The organism is Chryseobacterium tongliaonense, assembly GCF_041224435.1.
Lineage (GTDB): Bacteria > Bacteroidota > Bacteroidia > Flavobacteriales > Weeksellaceae > Chryseobacterium > Chryseobacterium tongliaoense.
In genome coordinates this window covers 42,373-60,457 of record NZ_JBGFFD010000003.1, presented here as the reverse complement: position 1 = coordinate 60,457, position 18,085 = coordinate 42,373, and the positions used below count along the sequence as shown (strand labels likewise).

Below are 18,085 nucleotides of genomic sequence, written 5' to 3'. Positions count from 1 at the left end.
TTACGATACAATAAAATTAATTTGTTATCGTTTTTCAAAAAAATCAAATCTTTCTTGATTTATTGAATAATTTATTTTTTCTTTGTACTTTGAAAATATTTATATCGACTATGAAAAAACTAAAGTTGTTTTCATTAATAGCATTAAGTTCTACACTTGCATTAACCAGTTGTGGTGGATCAGGTACCAACAAGGGTGGAGGTACCAAAAAATTTATCAGTAAGACGGGTTGGAAACCGAACGAAAAACAAGGTTGGTTTTTTGCAGGAAAGCAACAAAAGCAGAAGGGGTGGCCGGGAATGGTATATGTAGAAGGTGGAACTTTTACAATGGGATTAGTGAAAGATGATGTAATGCACGATTGGAATAACTCACCTCGCAGAATGCAGGTAAGTTCATTCTTTATCGGAGAAACAGAAATTACTAACTACGAATACCGCGAATACCTTACATGGTTGAAGTATGTATTCCCACCAAGTGATCCTAGTTTTAAGGAAATCTATAACGGTGCTTTACCGGATACCTTATTATGGGATAACAAACTATCCAGAAATGATTACAACGAGACGTATTTCCGTTCTCCTGAGTTTGATTACTATCCTGTAGTAGGAGTGTCTTGGACTCAAGCCAACAGATACTGCGAATGGTTGTCAGACAGAGCTAACGAAAAAGCGTTAATGTCTGCAGGGATTATTGCAAAGGATTTATACATTAATGAATCTAATAATCAGGGCGGAACAGCATTTAACATGGATAAATTCAAATCGAATGATCCTGAAATGCAAGGTTATATAAATGAACAAAGAATGCAGCAGAAGACAGGTTTGAAGACAACCAACCAGAGACTTCTTGCCGCAAACAGAGCTCCAAACGCTGCGATGGTTCAGAAATTCAGACTTCCTACAGAAGTTGAATGGGAATATGCAGCTCTTGGGATGGCTAAAAACAGAGAGTATAATCAATATTTAGGTAAAAAACCTGAAATAGAAGAACTGAGAGGTACTAAAGGTAAAGAAAGAGGAATGTTCCTTGAAAACTTTAAAATGGGTAAAGGTGACTATTCAGGTATCGCCGGCTGGAAAAACGACGGTTCTGCAAGAACTTCAGACGTAAGACAGTATCCTTCTAATGACCTTGGTATCTACGGTATGTACGGAAACGTTTCTGAATGGACAGCCGATGTATACAGACCCGTTATCGATGAAGACTACAGTGATTTCAACTACTACAGAGGAAACATGCCTCAGGCTGTTGTAAGAAACGGAGACGGAACTTATAAAATGGTAGACGAAGGAAGCATCAAATATGATACTTTAGCCGACGGTAGATTGGTATACAGAAACTTACCCGGACAGTATGAAAGAGAAACAATTGCTGATTACAGAAACTACAGAGACGGTGACAGACAATCTTCTTTAGATTATTACAATGCACCAGATTCTGCTACTTCTTACAATATGTACAATTCTCCGAAACAAAGATTTATTGTTGACGGTTCTGGTAGAGTGAAATTACAGAAAGACTCTAAAGAAAGAACTTCTTCTGTAACTAACGATATCAGAGTAGTAAAAGGAGGTTCTTGGCAAGATACAGCATATTGGCTGGATCCGGGACAAAGAAGATATAAAGATCAAAACAGAGCTTATGGCTGGGTAGGATTCCGTGTTGCACAGGATGCGAGAGCAAGCGATAAGAATAGAACTAGAAGATAATATTTATCAAAAATAATTATAAAAAACCTTCCAAAATCTTGGAAGGTTTTTTTATTTTTGACCTATGAATATAGAACAGTTTTATCCTTTATTTTTGAAGTCCGGGAAAGTGACTATCGACAGCAGAAAAATAGAAAAAAATGATATTTTCTTTGCTTTCTCCGGTGAAAATTTCAATGCGGCAACTTTGGCGGAAAAAGCAATTGCAGACGGAGCTTTAGCAGTAATAGTAGAGCAGAAGGAATTTGAAAATGAAGAAAAAAATATTTTCTATACTCCCTCTACCTTAGATTTTTTACAAAACCTGGCCATCCGTCACAGAGACCTGCTGAAAATCCCTGTGATTGGGCTTACCGGAAGTAACGGAAAAACAACGACAAAAGAATTGATTCATGCTGTTCTTTCGGAGAAATATAATGTTCAGTATACCTACGGAAACCTGAATAATCATATCGGAGTACCTTTAACGATCTTATCGATCCGGCCGGAACACGAAATGGCTGTGATAGAAATGGGAGCCAATCATCAGAAAGAAATTGAGCTTCTGTGCTCTATCTCACGTCCGGATTACGGGTATATTACCAATTTTGGAAAGGCTCATCTGGAGGGTTTTGGTGGTTTTGAAGGCGTAATAAAAGGAAAGTCCGAACTGTATGATTATCTGAAAGCTGCTCATAAAACCATATTGGTGAATGAAAATGATGAAATTCAGATCGCTAAAACTGAAAATTACGAACCTGTGATCACATTCGGAAAACCGGATTCCGATTATTATTTTGAAACATTTTCTAAAGACCATTTTGTAGGAATGTCTTATCAGGATACCCATATTTTATCAAAACTGACCGGAAATTATAATTTTACGAATCTTTGTGCAGCTGCAGGTTTAGGGCTTCATTTCGGAATTGACATCAATCAGATCAAACATGCCCTCGAAAATTACACCCCGACCAACATGCGTTCACAGATTGTGAAGAAAGAAGGCAGGACACTGGTTTTAGATACTTATAATGCCAATCCGAGCTCAATGACTGCTTCCCTGAATAACTTTATCACTTTTGAAGGAACCAAAACCATCATCATCGGAGATATGCTTGAGCTTGGAGCAGAAAGCGAAGCTGAGCACCGCAATATCCTGAAGCTGGCTCAGGACCTGGGTTTTGATATGATTATTACGGTCGGTAAAAATTTTAAAAGCATTAATCCTTCGGTAATGGCCTTTGAAAGCACTGCAGAGTTAACAGAGTACTTAAAACAGAATACCATTCAATCTGAAAATATTCTGTTAAAAGCATCGAGAGGAATTTCTTTAGAGAAAGTGGTAGACTTTATTTAGTCTTGATATTCCAGAATTCTTTAATGATAAGTTTAATATTTTTGAAAGTGCCCGGGAAAACCTCATTCTCTATCTGAGAAGTGTTTTTCCATGCTACTTCGGTAATTCCTTCTTCAATCTGAGGTTTTGAAGTGTCTTCACCATTGAAGTTCATTTCAAACCAATGAGTGCATTTCAGAATTTTATCCCCGTTTCTTTCCACATAAATATGATAAGTTGTATTGATGAATTGTACCAGTTCCACATCTTTTAAACCTGTTTCTTCCTCAATTTCCCTTACCGCAGATTCTTCCCTGGATTCTCCTTTTTCCATTTTCCCTTTCGGAAGATCCCATTTTCCCAATCTTTTGATAAAAAGAATTTCTCCGTTACTGTTGTTTACAACGCCACCTGCCGCTTCTATAATCCTGAAAAGGCCTTGAAATTCGTTCCAAATTCCATCGATATCATCTCCAAATACATTAAGTTCTTTTACGGATGTATTTTCCAGAAGATCCAATGCGATTTCTAAAGTTGTGACGTTTTCATACCCGATACTTTTTTCAAGATTTTCAGGCTGTTTAGACAGTAATAATTTTTTTTCGTTCACAAAAACTTTATACATTTGTAAGAATTTAAATACAAAAATAAAAAATGAATTTAGAAGGACGAAAGATTATTGTCAATAAATCATCTAAAGAGTTATCGGAGCTGCTAAAATCACCTGAAAACTATAAACAATTTATGCCGGACGGCCTTCAGAAATTTGAAACCAGAGAAGACGGGTTCAAATTCGGCTTACAGGGAATGCCGGAAATTGCATTGAAAATAGATGAAGTTACAGACCAAAAAGCTGTTTTAAAATCAGCGAGTTCAAGTCTGGATTTTTCATTAACGGCAGCTTTAAATCCTGTGAGCGAAAACCAGACTGAAGTTCAGATGCTTTTTGAAGGTAAATTTAACCCGTTTATAAAAATGATGGTTGAGAAGCCGCTGCAGAATTTTATCAATACCCTGACAGATAAAATAGAAACATATAAATAAAATAAAACCTTCAGCAATGAAGGTTTTTTTATGCCTGTTATTTTGTCAATTGTGTAGTAAAAGATTTCTTTATGAATAGAAGAATTAGCACATTTGCAACATACTTTATACAGAATTAAGATGAATATATTTTCATTTATTATTTCTGCTGATTCTTTTTAAAAAGCCCTGCCTCCAGGTTTGAGCCGGTCGAACCTTCTGCTAATTGCAGATAATTGCGTTTACTCTGATCTTTTTCAATTTTTACGGTTCCGGTGGTTTGCACATTTTTCATTTCCAGAAAATCCGTTGAAGTTGCAGCGTTGCCACTTAACGGGCCACTACCAAATCCTGCCAGATTGGTATAGTCGGTAAAGAGACAGTCAGATGCTTTGTATCGGCGGGTACTTCCTTTTTCTCTGATCCAAACTGTACTGCTGTTTGCTATGATGTTATGGTGAAAATCGAATTGGTCACCATTGGTGCTTTGTGTAGTCCAGACACCACTGAAATAACTGCCATATACCAGAGAGTAACGCATGGCACTGCGGCTGCCGGTGCTTCCGTCATTTTTCCAGAAAACAACCGGGTTTTTACAATTGAAGAAGACACAATGATCGATAACCAGACCATAGCCATTGGCTATAATCCCCACATGCAATGGCAATACATCTTCATTCCCGGCAAAAAGACATTGAGTTACGAGCAGATCATCCAGTTTTTTTCCATCCCGCCATATGGGATAGGAACGACTTAGATTGCTGCCATCTACATAAGAATAATCCGGGCTGCCGGTAAATCGCAGGCCTTCAATGGTTACATGACTAACCTCTGGTTGTATACCTCTCGCTTCTTCTCCGCCCACTCCTGGGGTAAGTGGTACTACCGTTACTATGACAGGCATTTTTTTTGGAGTCCAATCTTCATCATCAGGCATAACATCCGCACGAATGATAAGGCGGTTTTTAAGGGTATACTTGTCATTGGTGAATACAACAATTTGGGTTAGCAGGTGTATGCCTTCTGAAAGAATAATTGTAGTTGCTCCCTGCTCTTTGTTTAAGTTTACGCGTCTTGCGGCCTCTATAAGTGTCTTTAACGGAAGGGTTTTTATTCCGGAATTTGCGTCGTTGCCGGTCTGAGGATTAACGTATAATTGTTCCGCCTGTATTAATAATACGCTCATTACGGATAATAGAAGACTGAGTGTAAATTTTATCATATTCTTTTTTTGTAAAATTAGAATATTACTATCGTACTAAAATGGTCATTTTAAGTTTAAAATGATCATTTATATCTTCTTCCGGTATTGTTGAGGCGTAGTACCTGTAAGCTTTTTAAAGAAACGGTTAAAATTAGATGGATCTAAAAAGCCAAATTCATAAGCGATTTCTTTGGCGGATTTATTTTGATAAAGTTGTTTCTTTATTTCTGAAATCAGCTTATAATGAATCATTTGCTGGGCTGATAATCCACTAAATTGTCTGCAGATTTTATTAAGGAACCCCGGACTGATATTAAGCATTTTTGTATAGGCTTCAACTCTCTGGTCCTGCATAACTCTCTTTTCCAGCAGAGATCGGAATCTATAAAAATCTGAATAAACATAGGTGTCTCTCTGAACATTGTAAACACCTGCATAATACCGATTGAGAATTACAAGTAATTGATATAAAAGTGACCTGATCAAATGATTGCTGTCATTCTGAAGCTGCCCGAACTCTAGTTCTATTTCATGCAAAAGTTCTAAACATTTTCCAAATGATGTTTCGGATATCTGCATTTCGGTCGGACGTGAATACTGATGGAAGTATTGAAACCGGTACAGAAACAGTTCATCCGAAAAAAAAAGATGCAGAAAGTCTTTTTCAAAGAGCAGTGTATAACCTTTTACCTCCTTCTCAATTTCCCAGCGACGTACTTGTCCGGGACTTGTGAAAAGAATAGTTCGTGGGGTGATTAACATTTTATTTTCGTCCAATGTAAAAGTACCTGCTCCCTCTTCGATGAAAAGAATTTCGTAAAAGCTAAGTTGATGTAATGTACTATCTAATACAAAATTATTCAAAGTTTCAATACGTCCGATATCTAATAGCAGCTCCGAACCGTATTTATATGGAAGAAAATGATAAGTTTTAATTTTTGAGACTGATGCCATTTCTTTTTATAATTTCTTCTCTTTCCAAAGATGAGTTAAAAATACAAATTTTCGTTGTCTATATCTATATTATTGACAACAACAAAGAGTGGTTTGCCTGTATACTGCAAAAGTTTTGTCTAAACGATCTGCCCGGAAGAATGATCAGCTATACTTCCCGTTGAGGAAGAAAGAACGTTGATCTCGTTATTCATCTTTAAAACACCCATGAAACCAAAGATCAGGGCTTCCTTGTAATCGATGATCTCTTTTTCCGGAATGATGATTCCTGATCCTGTTTTTTCTTTTATCTTTTCAATCAGGAAAGTATTGTAGGTACCTCCGCCTGTGCAGAGTACCGTTTTTAAGCCGTACTTATGAATAACATTAGAGATTTGCTGAGCCACATGTTCTGTAAATATAGCCATAACATCTTCGGTTGTTCCGGCATCCAACAGCGGAAAAATAAATTCCTTGCACCATTCTATCCCTAATGATTTAGGATGTTGCTGGCTGTAAAAATCCAAGGAATTCAGCTTTGTTAAAAGATCTTCATTGATATGGCCCTTTCTTGCCAGATTCCCGTTTTCATCAAAACTTTTATTGAATTTTTGAGCGAGTCTGTTCAGAATGATATTAAAAGGAGCAATGTCAAAAGCTATCCTTTGATTGTCCTGTTGCAAAGAAATATTGGAAAATCCGCCAAGATTGAGACAGGCATCATATTGAGAAAAAAGAAGCTCGTCTCCGATAGGAACCAAAGGTGCACCGTTTCCACCCATCAGGACATCCTGAGTTCTGAAATCGTAGATCACCGGTAAACCGGTTTCCAGTTTAATAGCTCTTCCGTCTCCGATTTGCAGGGTGAATTTTTTTTGAGGCTGATGAAAAACCGTATGGCCATGGGAAGCGATAAGATCAACGTTTTTTATCTGGTGTTTCAGGATAAATTCGTTGACCGATCTTCCTAAGTAAAAGCCATATTCGGCGTTAAGTTCTAATAATTCTTCAGAGGTAAGATTAATTGAATTTCTCAACCGGTCTTCCCAGTTTTTTGAATAGGAAACAGTTTCGGCTTTAAGGATCCGGAAGCTCCAGCTGCTGTGTTTTTCAAATCTCACAAAGCAGATATCCAATCCGTCTAAGCTGGTTCCGGACATCAACCCGATCGCATGTAGAATCATCAGAGATTATTTTTTAGATTCGGAGAGTTGTTTCGTTGTGAAATCTCCGGAATTATTGAAGAAGGTGTATTCGGAGAAGTCGTCTTTTGCGGTCATTCCGTTGGCTCCCACCAGTGTGGAACCGTCTTCCATGGTTACATACACCGTATCTTTTGTATAAATGCGGTTTTTTCTCTGATCCCAGTAAATGCTCTGCATGGCAAATTTTTGACCTTCGTTGGTGGTGATTCTTACATCACCTTTAGCCTCATAGAATTTTTTATATTCAAAAATCCGGGCATATTTTGCAGTGATCTTTCCGGGTATTTTTGGTTTTTTCTTGTCGAAGAATTCAATATTGATTCCTTTTCTGGCTACTACATACGGGCTGTCGATCAGCTCATATTTTTCAATAATAGGAGCGAGGGCTTTTAAAGTGACAAACCCGGAGTCTCTCTGAATGATCTTGGCATTATTGATAATCTGTGAAGGGAAATTTTTACTTTGATTACCATTTCGTTTGGTAAGGTCTTCTTCACAGGAGGTCAGTACAAAAAATATAGCACAACTAAAAAGGCATGCTATATATTTTTTGTATGATATGTTTTTGATCAGTTTCATTCTAGTTGTAAAGATTCTTTCTGAACCACTTATCGGCAAAATTAAATCCTACCCTGAAGTTGATGAAATTCTGATTGATAAGGTTGTCTTTTAAAGTTCCTCGTTTACCTACTTCAAGACCAAGCTCAAGACCACTCATCCTTGTGATGCTGCTGGTTTTGAATGGAAGCATTACCCCTGCGGAAACCCCAAATTTATTAATGCTGTTGCTTCCTATTTTAAGGCTTCCTCTCTCATAGAAGGCACCATATCTGTAGATTACCCTTGAGAAATAATTTCTGAAGTTGTTATAATTCGGTAAATACCAACCTCCGGCAGAAATTCTGTACGAATCCTGAAAGTCAAAACTTTTTCCGAAATAAGAAATATCTTCTCCTTTTTTATAATCCAACTGGGCAGACATGAACCATTGGTTTTCGCTTCCGTAACCCACACCCAGGGATGCCTGTAATGGCAGAAGATTTTTTGAGCTTGTGCTTTTTTGTTCGATAATACTTTCGTAAGCTTTGGTATCAACTGCTGAATAGAAATAAGTACTGTTTACGTATTCAGTAGTCATATTGCTTGTATTCCCAAATGTAGCAGTAGCACCAATCGTAAGCTTCTTATCAGTACGGGTATTTAAATGCTGATAGCTTGTCCCTAAGGTAAAGTTGAAGTTTCTGATGCTGTTTTTGGTTTCATAACCGTTGATCAGCTCCGTATTGGAAACTGTAAATTCATTAAGATCGGAAAGTTTACCGAAATAATAATTAGCTCTTAAACCTAAAGCAAACTCTGAGTTTAATTTATAGGATAACGCCACCTGAGCCGTATTCAGAGTACCGCTTCCTTTAAAACGGTTAGCATAAATAGTTCCGTCATCCAAAGTTTCCGTGTTAATGATTTCATAACTTTTAGAACTGTATGGCTGATAAGAAAGTCCCATTTTAATCTTCGAAGAGATTGGGAATGCTAATGATATATTCGATAAATACGTAGAATGCTTAGTTGACTTCGTATCCTTATAATTCGTTTTAAAGTAATTGTTTTCGTTACTGGCTTCAAGTTTTATACTGGTAAGTTCGAAATTACTGTTGTTTGCCGGGTTGGCAAAATTGAAATTACTCGTGAAATCACTTATGAAGGCTGTTGAAATACCACCCATCGAGGCTGTTTCAATCGTATTATCATATTTTACATCTCCGATTCCGTAAGTTGCATATGGTGAATTGCTTAAACTCTGCGCATTAAGGAAATACCCAACTGAAATGAATGATACTACAAGAATTTTTTTCATTCTACATTTTTAAAATAATGCGCAAATATCTTAAATATTAATGAATTGTAAAAATTTCCTGAGGTTAAAGTTTGTTAAGGGGGCTAAAAGTGAATTGTAAATGACGAATTGTCAATAATGAATTCATTTTTTCCCCTGATAGTCAATGTAACTTTCAATAATGCATATTGATCTGCATAACTTTGACTGATAATTGAATATGGCAATATACCATGTATTTCTAAAACTTAATTTTGCATAACTTTTAAAATTGCACTAAAGATTTTTTATCTTTGAAGCATGAATTGGGAGAACATTGCCGGACAGGACAATCTTAAAAAACTTCTTAAAGACAGTATTGCTGAAAACAGAGTAAGCCATGCCCAGCTTTTCGTAGGAAAAGAAGGATATGGAACATTTCCGCTTGCCTTAGCCTATGCCAGAGAAATCCTGTACAGGGAAAATGAGCACGCCGCCTCTAAGGTTGAGCACTTAAACCATCTGGACCTGCATTTTAGTTTTCCCGTGTATACTGACAATAAAAATTCACTAAGCAAAAATAAGTTCGAAGAATTCAGGGAAATGGTGATGGCTTCTCCTTATGCGAGCTATGACGACTGGACTGCCTTCCTCGATTCGGAAAACAAACAGCTGTTTATCTCTGCAGATGAGGTAGACGACCAAAACCAGAAGTTTGCCCTGAAAAGTTTCGAAGGTGGAACCAAGATTCTGATTGTCTGGAGAGCAGATAAGATGAATATAGCAGCATCCAATAAATTCCTTAAATTTCTTGAAGAACCTCCTGCAAAAACCATAATCCTTCTTACTGCAGAAAACATCAATGATATTCTGCCCACCATACTTTCCAGAACGCAGGTGGTAGAAGTCCCGAGAATTAATGATACAGATCTTGAAGGTTATCTTAAAAATAATTTTTCGGCCCCAGATGAGAAAGCGAAGGAAGTGGTTCATGAAGCTCAGGGAAACCTTAACGATGCCATAAAGCTGTTGGAATCCGGAAATAAAAATGAAGAATTTGAAAAACTCTTTATCCAGTGGGTGCGTGATGCATTTCAGGTGAAAAAGAAACCGGAATTCCTTAAGAATATTATTTTCTGGGCAAGAGAGATTGCCGGCTGGAACAGGGAAAGGCAGAAAAACTTTTTGAATTACTGTTCTGAAATATTCAGGCTTGCCCTGCTTCAGAATTACCAGTCCCAGGATCTTGTGTATAAAAAGATTGATGCCAATGGTTTCAACTGGACCGGCTTTTCGAAATTTATCAGTGGTGCCAATATTGAAAGCATTTTAGAAGAAATAAGCACTGCAGACCTGCATTTGACCCGGAACGGAAACCCAAAGATCATCTGGACCGATTTAGGGATTAAACTTTCAAGGTACATCCATAAATCAACATAATACAAACTCCGGCTATACTGCCGGAATTTTTTTATTCATCACACTTATTTGAAAATAGCGACACTTACTAAGTAATTGTGAACACTTACTTTTTTAAGAAGATAAGAAGTTTTATTTCACAGTAAATTTATTGACAAATGGAAAAAATTCCAATCAATAAAAATTAATACCATGAAAAAAATCACAACTTCTTTATGCCTGCTTCTTTTAGGAGTAGCATCCTCCGTTTCTGCACAAAATGTATGGACGGGAACTACTACACCCACCACGACTACCGGAAGTGTAGGAATTGGTAATACCGCACCCACCGCACGCCTTGATATCAATTCCGGTCCCGGTAATTCGGCATTAAAAATTAACCATGGATATACTATGTTTTCAGGGACGAATGTTGCTAATATCACCGAAGTATATAGTCGGGTAACCAACATCATTCCACCAGTAGATCCGGTGCTGATTAACTGGTTAAGTATTGGCGGAGTGTTCGGACTACGGTCTCTATCCAATTCAGTGAACGAAAACCGGATTGTGTACAACGATAATTTGGGAAATGTGAAATCTTCAGGTATTGTTCTTTATTCAAGCCCGAGTTTTGGCAACGGAACAGTGATGAATTCTATCCAGGGTGTTGCTTACTTAAATTTCTTAAACGGTGGTAACGGCTCTGCTACAGGTGGTGTTACGGTTTTAGGGAATGGAAATAATGAATTATATGTAATGGGCCGGTTTCAGGCAGCACTGGAAGCAAGAGCCCAATCATTTATCTCCACTTCAGACAGAAGATTAAAAGATAATATTAAACCTTTAAAGGGCCTTTCTCCTAATCTCCTTAATATTGAATCGTATTCCTATACATTCAAGAAAAAAGAGGGTGAAAACAGAACTGAAGATAAAGTACATTTCGGATTTATTGCTCAGGAAGTGGAAAAACAATTTCCCAATCTGGTAAGCATAGATGAAAAAGGAAACTATGCGCTTAATTATGTTGAATTTATTCCGTTATTATTGAATGAGCTTAAAGAGCAAAAATCCGAAATCAATGATCTTAAAAGTAAAATGGAAGCACTGGAAGAAAAAATAAATGCACTTTCAGGAAATAAAGTTTCAAATCTTGAAAACCAGACGGCTTCCTCAACGGTTTCTCTGGAACAGAATGCACCGAACCCATTCAATCAGGAAACTGTAATTAAATTTAATGCAGGTGATGGAAATGCATCAATAGGCATTTATGACTTTAGCGGAAGACAAATGCAGATGATTCCTGTGAAAAAGGGAGAGAAGCAGATTAGTGTTTCCGCACGCACATTGTCTCCCGGAACTTACCTTTATAATCTTGTAGTGAATGGAAAAGCGGTTGCCTCTAAAAAAATGATCGTAACCAATTGATAATTGAATTGTTTGGCTCAATAGATTTATATTAAGAAGGAAACTCCGGCTGATGCCGGAGTTTCCTGTTTTTTAATTATTTTTTTCCTCCGAAATTCCACTTTCGCGTGTGAAAAATGTGAACCAGATTAGCTGATTATTGTTGAAATAATGAGTTTATCCGGCTGGATTCATTTTTTTTGTTACATTAAAATAGGTTGATTTTTAGAAAGTTATATTAACTAAGATTAAAAATATATTAAATAATCAATCAATCGTTTGATTTGTTTAAAATCTTGTGTAAATTTGCAGCCTGAAAAATAGAAGTGATATGATTTCAAAAGAAGAAAATATACTTTTTGCCGCAGAAAAACTTTTTGCCGAGAAAGGTTTTGACGGAACTTCCACCCGGGAAATTTCCAAGGCGGCGAATGTAAATATTTCTATGATCTCTTATTATTTCGGTTCAAAAGAAAAGCTGTATGAGAAACTGGTGGAATACAGAATGAATGAAGGGCAGTTTTTTTCAAAAGACACTATAGAGAGAACCGATATCAATGAATGGGAAAAAATAGAAAAAATAGTAGATCAGTTTGCAGGAAGAGTTAGAAACCATAAATGTTTTTACAGAATCATGCAGCGCGAGCAGCTTCACTCAGAGAATCCACAAATGCTGGAATTTCTTAAACAAACAAAAATGGGCTTTATCTCTATGTATTCACAGATACTGGAAAGTGGCCTGAAAAAAGGAATTTTCACGAAAAATCCTCCCATTTACCTGCTTCATGCCACGGTAAGCGGAACATTGTTTTATGCGTCCAATGCAAGGGAAATGTACAAGGAATTCTTGAATGATACTGAAGATGATGATGTTTTTGACGAAAAATACTACACAGAACTTAATAAACATATAAAATATTTACTAAAAGACCTTTTGGGTTATGAAGAGAATAAATAATTCAGTTATTGCGCTTTCCCTTTTGACAGGAATTATAAGTGCAAATGCTCAGGAGAAAAAACAGCTCAGCCTCGATGAAGCGGTACAGTTGGGAATCCAGAACAGCAAAAACCTTAAGATTGATGCAGCCAAAATAGAAGAGGCCACAGCAGATCTTCTGGAAGCAAAAAATAGACAGCTCCCTGATTTTAAACTTTCAGGAAGTTATATGCGTTTAACGAATGCAAAAGTAGACCTGAAATTTCTTGGAGAATCAGGATCAGGTGGCGGTGGTGAAATGGCAGCTCCTAAATCTGTATTCCTGGGGCAGGCCAGCCTTTCCATGCCTTTATATTCGGGAGGAAGAATTCGATACGGGATTGAGTCTGCAAAATATCTTGTAGAAGCCTCAAAACTGAGCACGGAAAATGATAAGATTGCCATTGCTTACAACGTGGCACAGGCTTATAATAACCTTTTCAAAGCTAATCAGGCAATAAAAGTTTTACAGGAAAACCTTGTTGCTTCCGAAAAGAGAGACGAAACCTTCCTTAAAATGGAAAATAATGGTTTGATCGCGAGAAATGACCGTTTAAAAGCCAATCTTCAGACCTCAGATATAGAACTGCAGTTACTGGAAGCCAAAAACAATTATAATATTGCCAATATCAATATGGATCTTTTATTGGGAATTCCTGAAACGACCGAGCTGGAAGTTGATCCTAATTATATTGACGAAACCCAGGATACCAAACCTGTAGACTATTATGTAAACGAAGCACAGCAGAACCGTAAAGATTTACAGGCTTTAAGCCAGCAGAGAAAAGCGGCTCAACTGGGAAGCAAAGCGGCAAAAGCTGAAAATTATCCTACTGTAGCTTTAACCGGCGGTTATATCGCAGCAGATGCTCCAAAATTCTTAACGATTTATAACGCAGTCAATGTTGGGATCGGAATACAGTATAACCTGGCCAATCTCTGGAAACAAAACTCATCTCTGAGACAGTCTCAGGCAAGAGAAAAACAGCTTGAAGCAACCAATGAATTATTGAATGATAATATCAAGCTTGATGTAAACAGGGAATATCAAAACACAGATTATTCAAAACAGAGAATTGCCGTTTTTGAAAAATCAGCTGCCCAGGCCAATGAAAACTATAGGATCACCAAAAATAAATTTGATAACGGACTGGCAACCATGACGGAGCTCCTGGATGCAGATGCCGCACAGATTTCAGCAAATGTAGGAGTGATTAATGCAAAAGCAGACGCAGCATTAGCTTACAGAAAATTATTACAAACTACAGGAACTTTAACAATTAAATAAGAATACTACCATAATGGAAAATAATAAAACACAGCAATCAGAAAACTTGGAACCAAAAAAGAAAAAAAGTTTAGTCTTCCCTATCATTTTAGCCGTTGTATTAATAGGAGGCGGAATCTACGGGTACAGAGCTTATTCTTACGGGCAGACCCATGAAGAAACTGACGATGCTCAGATTGCTTCAAACATGAGTCCTGTTATTTCTAAAGTTTCAGGATATGTTTCACAGGTAAAAGTAAAAGATAACCAGTTTGTAAAAAAAGGAGATACCCTGGTTATTTTAGATAACAGAGATCAGAAAATGGCTTTGGAACAGGCTGAAGCAGCTTTATCTACAGCAAAAAGCAATATTTCTACCGCACAGGCTTCCACTACGGCAACGTCTAAAAATATCGGAAGTTCAGAAGCAGCAGTAGCAACGGCAAATGCTCAGATAGAAGCGGCAAAAGTAAATGTCTGGAAAACTTCCCAGGATTTAAAAAGATATGCAAACCTTGTAAAAGATCACTCGATTACAGAACAGCAATATGAGCAGGCTTTGGCAGCAAAACAGACTGCAGACAAACAATTACAAGTTTTTGTAGACCAGAGAAACCAGATTGCCCAGCAGACCGGTATTGCTTCTTCACAAACAGCAGCAAGCTCTCAACAGATCAGTGTAGCAAGCTCTGTAGCTAAACAGAGAGAAGTAGACGTGGAAAATGCAAGACTGAATCTTTCCTATACCATCATCGTTGCTTCTGAAGACGGATTTGTAGGAAAAGTTCCGATTCAGGTAGGACAATATCTGCAGGCAGGTGCCCAGTTGTTCAGCGTTGTTAAAAACGATCAGAAATGGGTAGTGGCCAACTTCAAAGAAACTCAGGTAGATAAAATGGTGGAAGGACAAAAAGTAAAAATTGAAATCGATGCCTTCCCTGATCAGGAATTTGAAGGAGTGGTAAGCTCATTCTCTCCTGCAACCGGAGCTACATTCTCAATTCTTCCTCCGGATAATGCAAGTGGTAACTTTGTAAAAGTGGTACAAAGACTTCCCGTGAAAATCGACTTTGTAAAACTGGATCCGGGTATCGCTAAAAGATTAAGAACAGGAATGAATGTGAAAGCCGAAGTTTCTCTAAAATAATATTAAAGTTGTGAATAAGTGAATTGTCAGTTTGCAAAAGCAAGTCAGTGGTGAATTGTAAAATGCAGAAGATAATGACAACGAAGTTAATTCACCATTGACAATTCACTTTTTTACATAAGAAAAAACTATGCAAGATTCATTAGTAGAATATGGAGCCCGAAGAGTAATCATTACGATTACGGCGATTCTTTGTGCTCTGTTGGAAATTGTGGACTCCACGATTGTGAACGTTGCCCTGAACGAGATGAAAGGGAACCTCGGAGCTACACTTTCCGAAGTGGGCTGGGTGATTACGGCTTATGCCATCGGGAACGTAATCATTGTACCGATGACGAGCTGGCTTTCACAGCAGTTCGGGCGTAGAAATTATTTTGCAGCATCGGTTATCATCTTTACCATATTTTCATTTTTATGCGGAAATGCCGACAATATCTGGGAACTGGTATTCTTCAGATTATGCCAGGGAATCGGTGGTGGTGCATTATTGGTAACTTCACAGACGATTATTACCGAATCCTATCCGATTGAAAAAAGAAGTATGGCACAGGCGATCTATGGTCTGGGAGTAATTATCGGCCCTACATTAGGTCCGCCACTGGGTGGATATATCGTTGATAATTTCAGCTGGCCGTATATTTTCTATATCAATATTCCGATTGGTATTGCCGCAACATTGATGACATTACAGTTTGTAAAAAGTCCGAAATATGCAGAAAAGCGGAAAGTCTCCGATGTCGACTGGCTGGGAATCGCCCTGTTGGCTATAACAGTAGGATCATTACAGTTTATTCTGGAAAGAGGTCATGAAGAAGACTGGTTTGCCAGCGGAATGATTGTTACTTTCACCATAACAGCGGTATTAGGATTTATCCTGTTCCTCTGGCGGGAACTTACCTTCAAATATCCGATTGTAGAACTCCGGGTTTTAAAGAACAGTAATTTAAGGATCGGAACGGCTATGTCCTTTGTACTAGGGTTTGGTCTGTACGGATCTACCTTTATTGTTCCGTTGTATACGCAGAGTGTTTTAGGCTGGACGGCTTTGCAATCGGGAGCATTAATGATTCCCGCAGCTTTAACGACAGCTTTCATGATGCCGATTATCGGTAGACTGCTTTCAAGAGGTGCAAAACAGCAGATCCTTGTCTCTTTGGGACTATTGATATTTTTTATCTACAGTTTCTGGGGGTATAAGATCCTTACACCTGATACCAGTAAAGATGCCTTTTTCTGGATGCTGATCGTAAGAGGAGCCGGATTAGGACTCTTGTTCATACCGATCACATCTTTATCCCTAAGTACTCTAAAAGGCCAGGAAATTGGTCAGGGAGCTGCATTTACGGGGATGATGAGACAGCTGGGCGGATCTTTCGGGATCGCTGCGATTACTACCTTTATTGCCAATGCGAGCCAGAAATACAGGGTGAATCTTATTACCCATCTAGATAGTGACAGCTTTGAGGTTCAGCAGAGACTGGCGGCTTTAAAAGCTAATTTTATTGCGAAAGGAATGACTCCGGATAGTGCACTGAATGCTGCTTATAAAATGCTCGATCTGTCGGTCACCAAACAGGCAACGGTACTGTCTTATATGGATGTTTTCCTTTATTTGGGAGTTGCTTTCCTAATCTGTATACCGTTTATCTTATTTGTAAAAGAACGGAAAAGTAAAGAAAAAATAGATTTGAGTGAAGCCATGCACTAAATTTTAAATAAAAAAACCCTGAATTTCAGGGTTTTTTTATTGTATTTATTCAATCGGGTTTAAGTAAAATTTCTTAATATCCTTAACCTCTTAACCTATCTCTTAATGGTTTAAAAAAAGATAATTTAGTGTAAAGATTTGGATCAAATATGCTTCAATTCGTCAAAATAGCTACAATCATACTCAATACGGCTACTTTTAATTTCTTATTTCTAAAGAATTTTGCATTATCATAATTCAATAAAAATGCAAAAAACAATTTTCATTACCGGAGCTTCATCCGGGTTAGGGAAGTCTGCTGCTCAATTATTTCAAAGCAAAGGCTGGAACGTTATTGCTGTCATGCGGAATACGGATAGCGAAGCAGAGCTTACAGCACTCGAAAACGTAACCGTCCTGAAAATGGATATTACCGATAAAGAACAGCTTGATGAAATTATTACCTATGTTCTCAGCCGTTATGATATCAATGTTGTTCTGAACAATGCCGGATACGGGTTAATTGACCCTTTGGAAACATTTACCGATGAACAGATCAAAAAACAGGTCGAAACCAATCTGATGAGTGTGATTCGGATTACAAAAGCTTTTACTCCTTATTTCAGAGAAAAAAGGAATGGTATTCTGATCAACATTACTTCAGGTTTCGGGATTATGGGATTTCCGACCTCCGTGTACAGTGCTACAAAATTTGCCGTTGACGGTTTTTCAGAATCTATAGGCTATGAGCTGGCGCAGTTTGGAATGGAAGTAAAAGTAGTTGCTCCGGAGGAATACAAACCGATTTTGCAGGCTGTTCACTCGATGGTGCCCATTAAGAAGCTAGAGGCTAGAAATTAGAAATTAGCACCCGGAAAATCAAATTCAGTAATAACTTTAAACTCTCAACTCTCAACTCATAACTTATAACTTATAACTCATAACTTTTCTCCTACTGACTAACAGTTGTCACTACCACCCCTTATATTTGTAAC

16 protein-coding genes are annotated in these 18,085 nt (G+C 37.7%); 10 read left to right on the top strand and 6 right to left on the bottom strand.

The genetic code is table 11. From position 1 onward, the window contains the following. Positions 1–110: 110 nt before the first annotated feature. Together gldJ and AB8P06_RS07735 are read left to right on the top strand one after the other, a co-directional pair. A complete protein-coding gene (gene gldJ / locus AB8P06_RS07740) occupies positions 111–1,712 on the top strand; it encodes a gliding motility lipoprotein GldJ (RefSeq protein WP_369840191.1) in 1,602 nt (533 codons plus the stop codon). A 64-nt stretch (positions 1,713–1,776) separates the two neighbouring features. Then, positions 1,777–3,048, top strand: a complete 1,272-nt coding sequence (locus tag AB8P06_RS07735; protein WP_369840189.1) for a UDP-N-acetylmuramoyl-tripeptide--D-alanyl-D-alanine ligase — start codon at positions 1,777–1,779, stop codon at positions 3,046–3,048. Here the strand turns inward: AB8P06_RS07735 and AB8P06_RS07730 are convergent. Then, positions 3,041–3,652, bottom strand: a complete 612-nt coding sequence (locus AB8P06_RS07730; protein WP_369840187.1) for an NUDIX hydrolase — start codon at positions 3,650–3,652, stop codon at positions 3,041–3,043. The two genes, AB8P06_RS07735 and AB8P06_RS07730, sit on opposite strands and share 8 nt — an antisense overlap. 29 nt (positions 3,653–3,681) lie before the next feature. Between AB8P06_RS07730 and AB8P06_RS07725 the strand changes: the two genes are divergently transcribed. After that, the gene (locus tag AB8P06_RS07725) at positions 3,682–4,071 is read left to right on the top strand and encodes a hypothetical protein (RefSeq protein WP_007845824.1); all 390 of its coding nucleotides are present in this window, start codon (positions 3,682–3,684) and stop codon (positions 4,069–4,071) included. A 139-nt stretch (positions 4,072–4,210) separates the two neighbouring features. Here AB8P06_RS07725 and AB8P06_RS07720 read toward each other — a convergent pair whose 3' ends face one another. The 5 genes from AB8P06_RS07720 to bamG form a co-directional block, all read right to left on the bottom strand. Further along, on the bottom strand, positions 4,211–5,272 hold the full coding sequence (locus tag AB8P06_RS07720; protein WP_369840185.1) for a hypothetical protein: 1,062 nt from the start codon (positions 5,270–5,272) through the stop codon (positions 4,211–4,213). Between the two features lie 69 nt (positions 5,273–5,341). Further along, complete coding sequence (locus tag AB8P06_RS07715; RefSeq protein ID WP_369840183.1) at positions 5,342–6,208, bottom strand: AraC family transcriptional regulator; 867 nt, start codon at positions 6,206–6,208, stop codon at positions 5,342–5,344. Between the two features lie 119 nt (positions 6,209–6,327). After that, a complete protein-coding gene (locus AB8P06_RS07710) occupies positions 6,328–7,371 on the bottom strand; it encodes an anhydro-N-acetylmuramic acid kinase (RefSeq protein ID WP_369840181.1) in 1,044 nt (347 codons plus the stop codon). Between the two features lie 6 nt (positions 7,372–7,377). Continuing rightward, complete coding sequence (gene lptC / locus AB8P06_RS07705) at positions 7,378–7,971, bottom strand: LPS export ABC transporter periplasmic protein LptC (protein WP_369840179.1); 594 nt, start codon at positions 7,969–7,971, stop codon at positions 7,378–7,380. Between the two features lies 1 nt (position 7,972). Continuing rightward, complete coding sequence (gene bamG, locus AB8P06_RS07700) at positions 7,973–9,250, bottom strand: BamG family beta-barrel-assembly machinery protein (protein WP_369840177.1); 1,278 nt, start codon at positions 9,248–9,250, stop codon at positions 7,973–7,975. A 279-nt stretch (positions 9,251–9,529) separates the two neighbouring features. On the opposite strand from bamG, the gene AB8P06_RS07695 reads away from it, so the two are divergent. From AB8P06_RS07695 to AB8P06_RS07665, 7 genes are all read left to right on the top strand, one after another. Then, positions 9,530–10,648, top strand: a complete 1,119-nt coding sequence (locus tag AB8P06_RS07695; protein ID WP_369840175.1) for a DNA polymerase III subunit — start codon at positions 9,530–9,532, stop codon at positions 10,646–10,648. 171 nt (positions 10,649–10,819) lie between these two features. Then, positions 10,820–12,034: a tail fiber domain-containing protein gene (locus tag AB8P06_RS07690; protein WP_369840173.1), complete on the top strand. Its 1,215-nt coding sequence runs from the start codon at positions 10,820–10,822 to the stop codon at positions 12,032–12,034. A gap of 310 nt (positions 12,035–12,344) precedes the next feature. Next, complete coding sequence (locus tag AB8P06_RS07685) at positions 12,345–12,971, top strand: TetR/AcrR family transcriptional regulator (protein WP_007841731.1); 627 nt, start codon at positions 12,345–12,347, stop codon at positions 12,969–12,971. After that, positions 12,955–14,277, top strand: a complete 1,323-nt coding sequence (locus AB8P06_RS07680; protein WP_369840171.1) for a TolC family protein — start codon at positions 12,955–12,957, stop codon at positions 14,275–14,277. Before AB8P06_RS07685 ends, AB8P06_RS07680 begins: the two co-directional genes overlap by 17 nt. 13 nt (positions 14,278–14,290) lie before the next feature. After that, the gene (locus tag AB8P06_RS07675; protein ID WP_369840169.1) at positions 14,291–15,403 is read left to right on the top strand and encodes an HlyD family secretion protein; all 1,113 of its coding nucleotides are present in this window, start codon (positions 14,291–14,293) and stop codon (positions 15,401–15,403) included. Positions 15,404–15,533: 130 nt separating this feature from the next. Then, positions 15,534–17,111 carry a DHA2 family efflux MFS transporter permease subunit gene (locus AB8P06_RS07670; protein WP_369840167.1) on the top strand — a complete coding sequence of 526 codons (1,578 nt, stop codon included), beginning with the start codon at positions 15,534–15,536 and terminating at the stop codon, positions 17,109–17,111. A gap of 246 nt (positions 17,112–17,357) precedes the next feature. After that, positions 17,358–17,951: an SDR family NAD(P)-dependent oxidoreductase gene (locus tag AB8P06_RS07665; RefSeq protein WP_369840165.1), complete on the top strand. Its 594-nt coding sequence runs from the start codon at positions 17,358–17,360 to the stop codon at positions 17,949–17,951. The last annotated feature ends 134 nt before the right edge of the window (positions 17,952–18,085 follow it).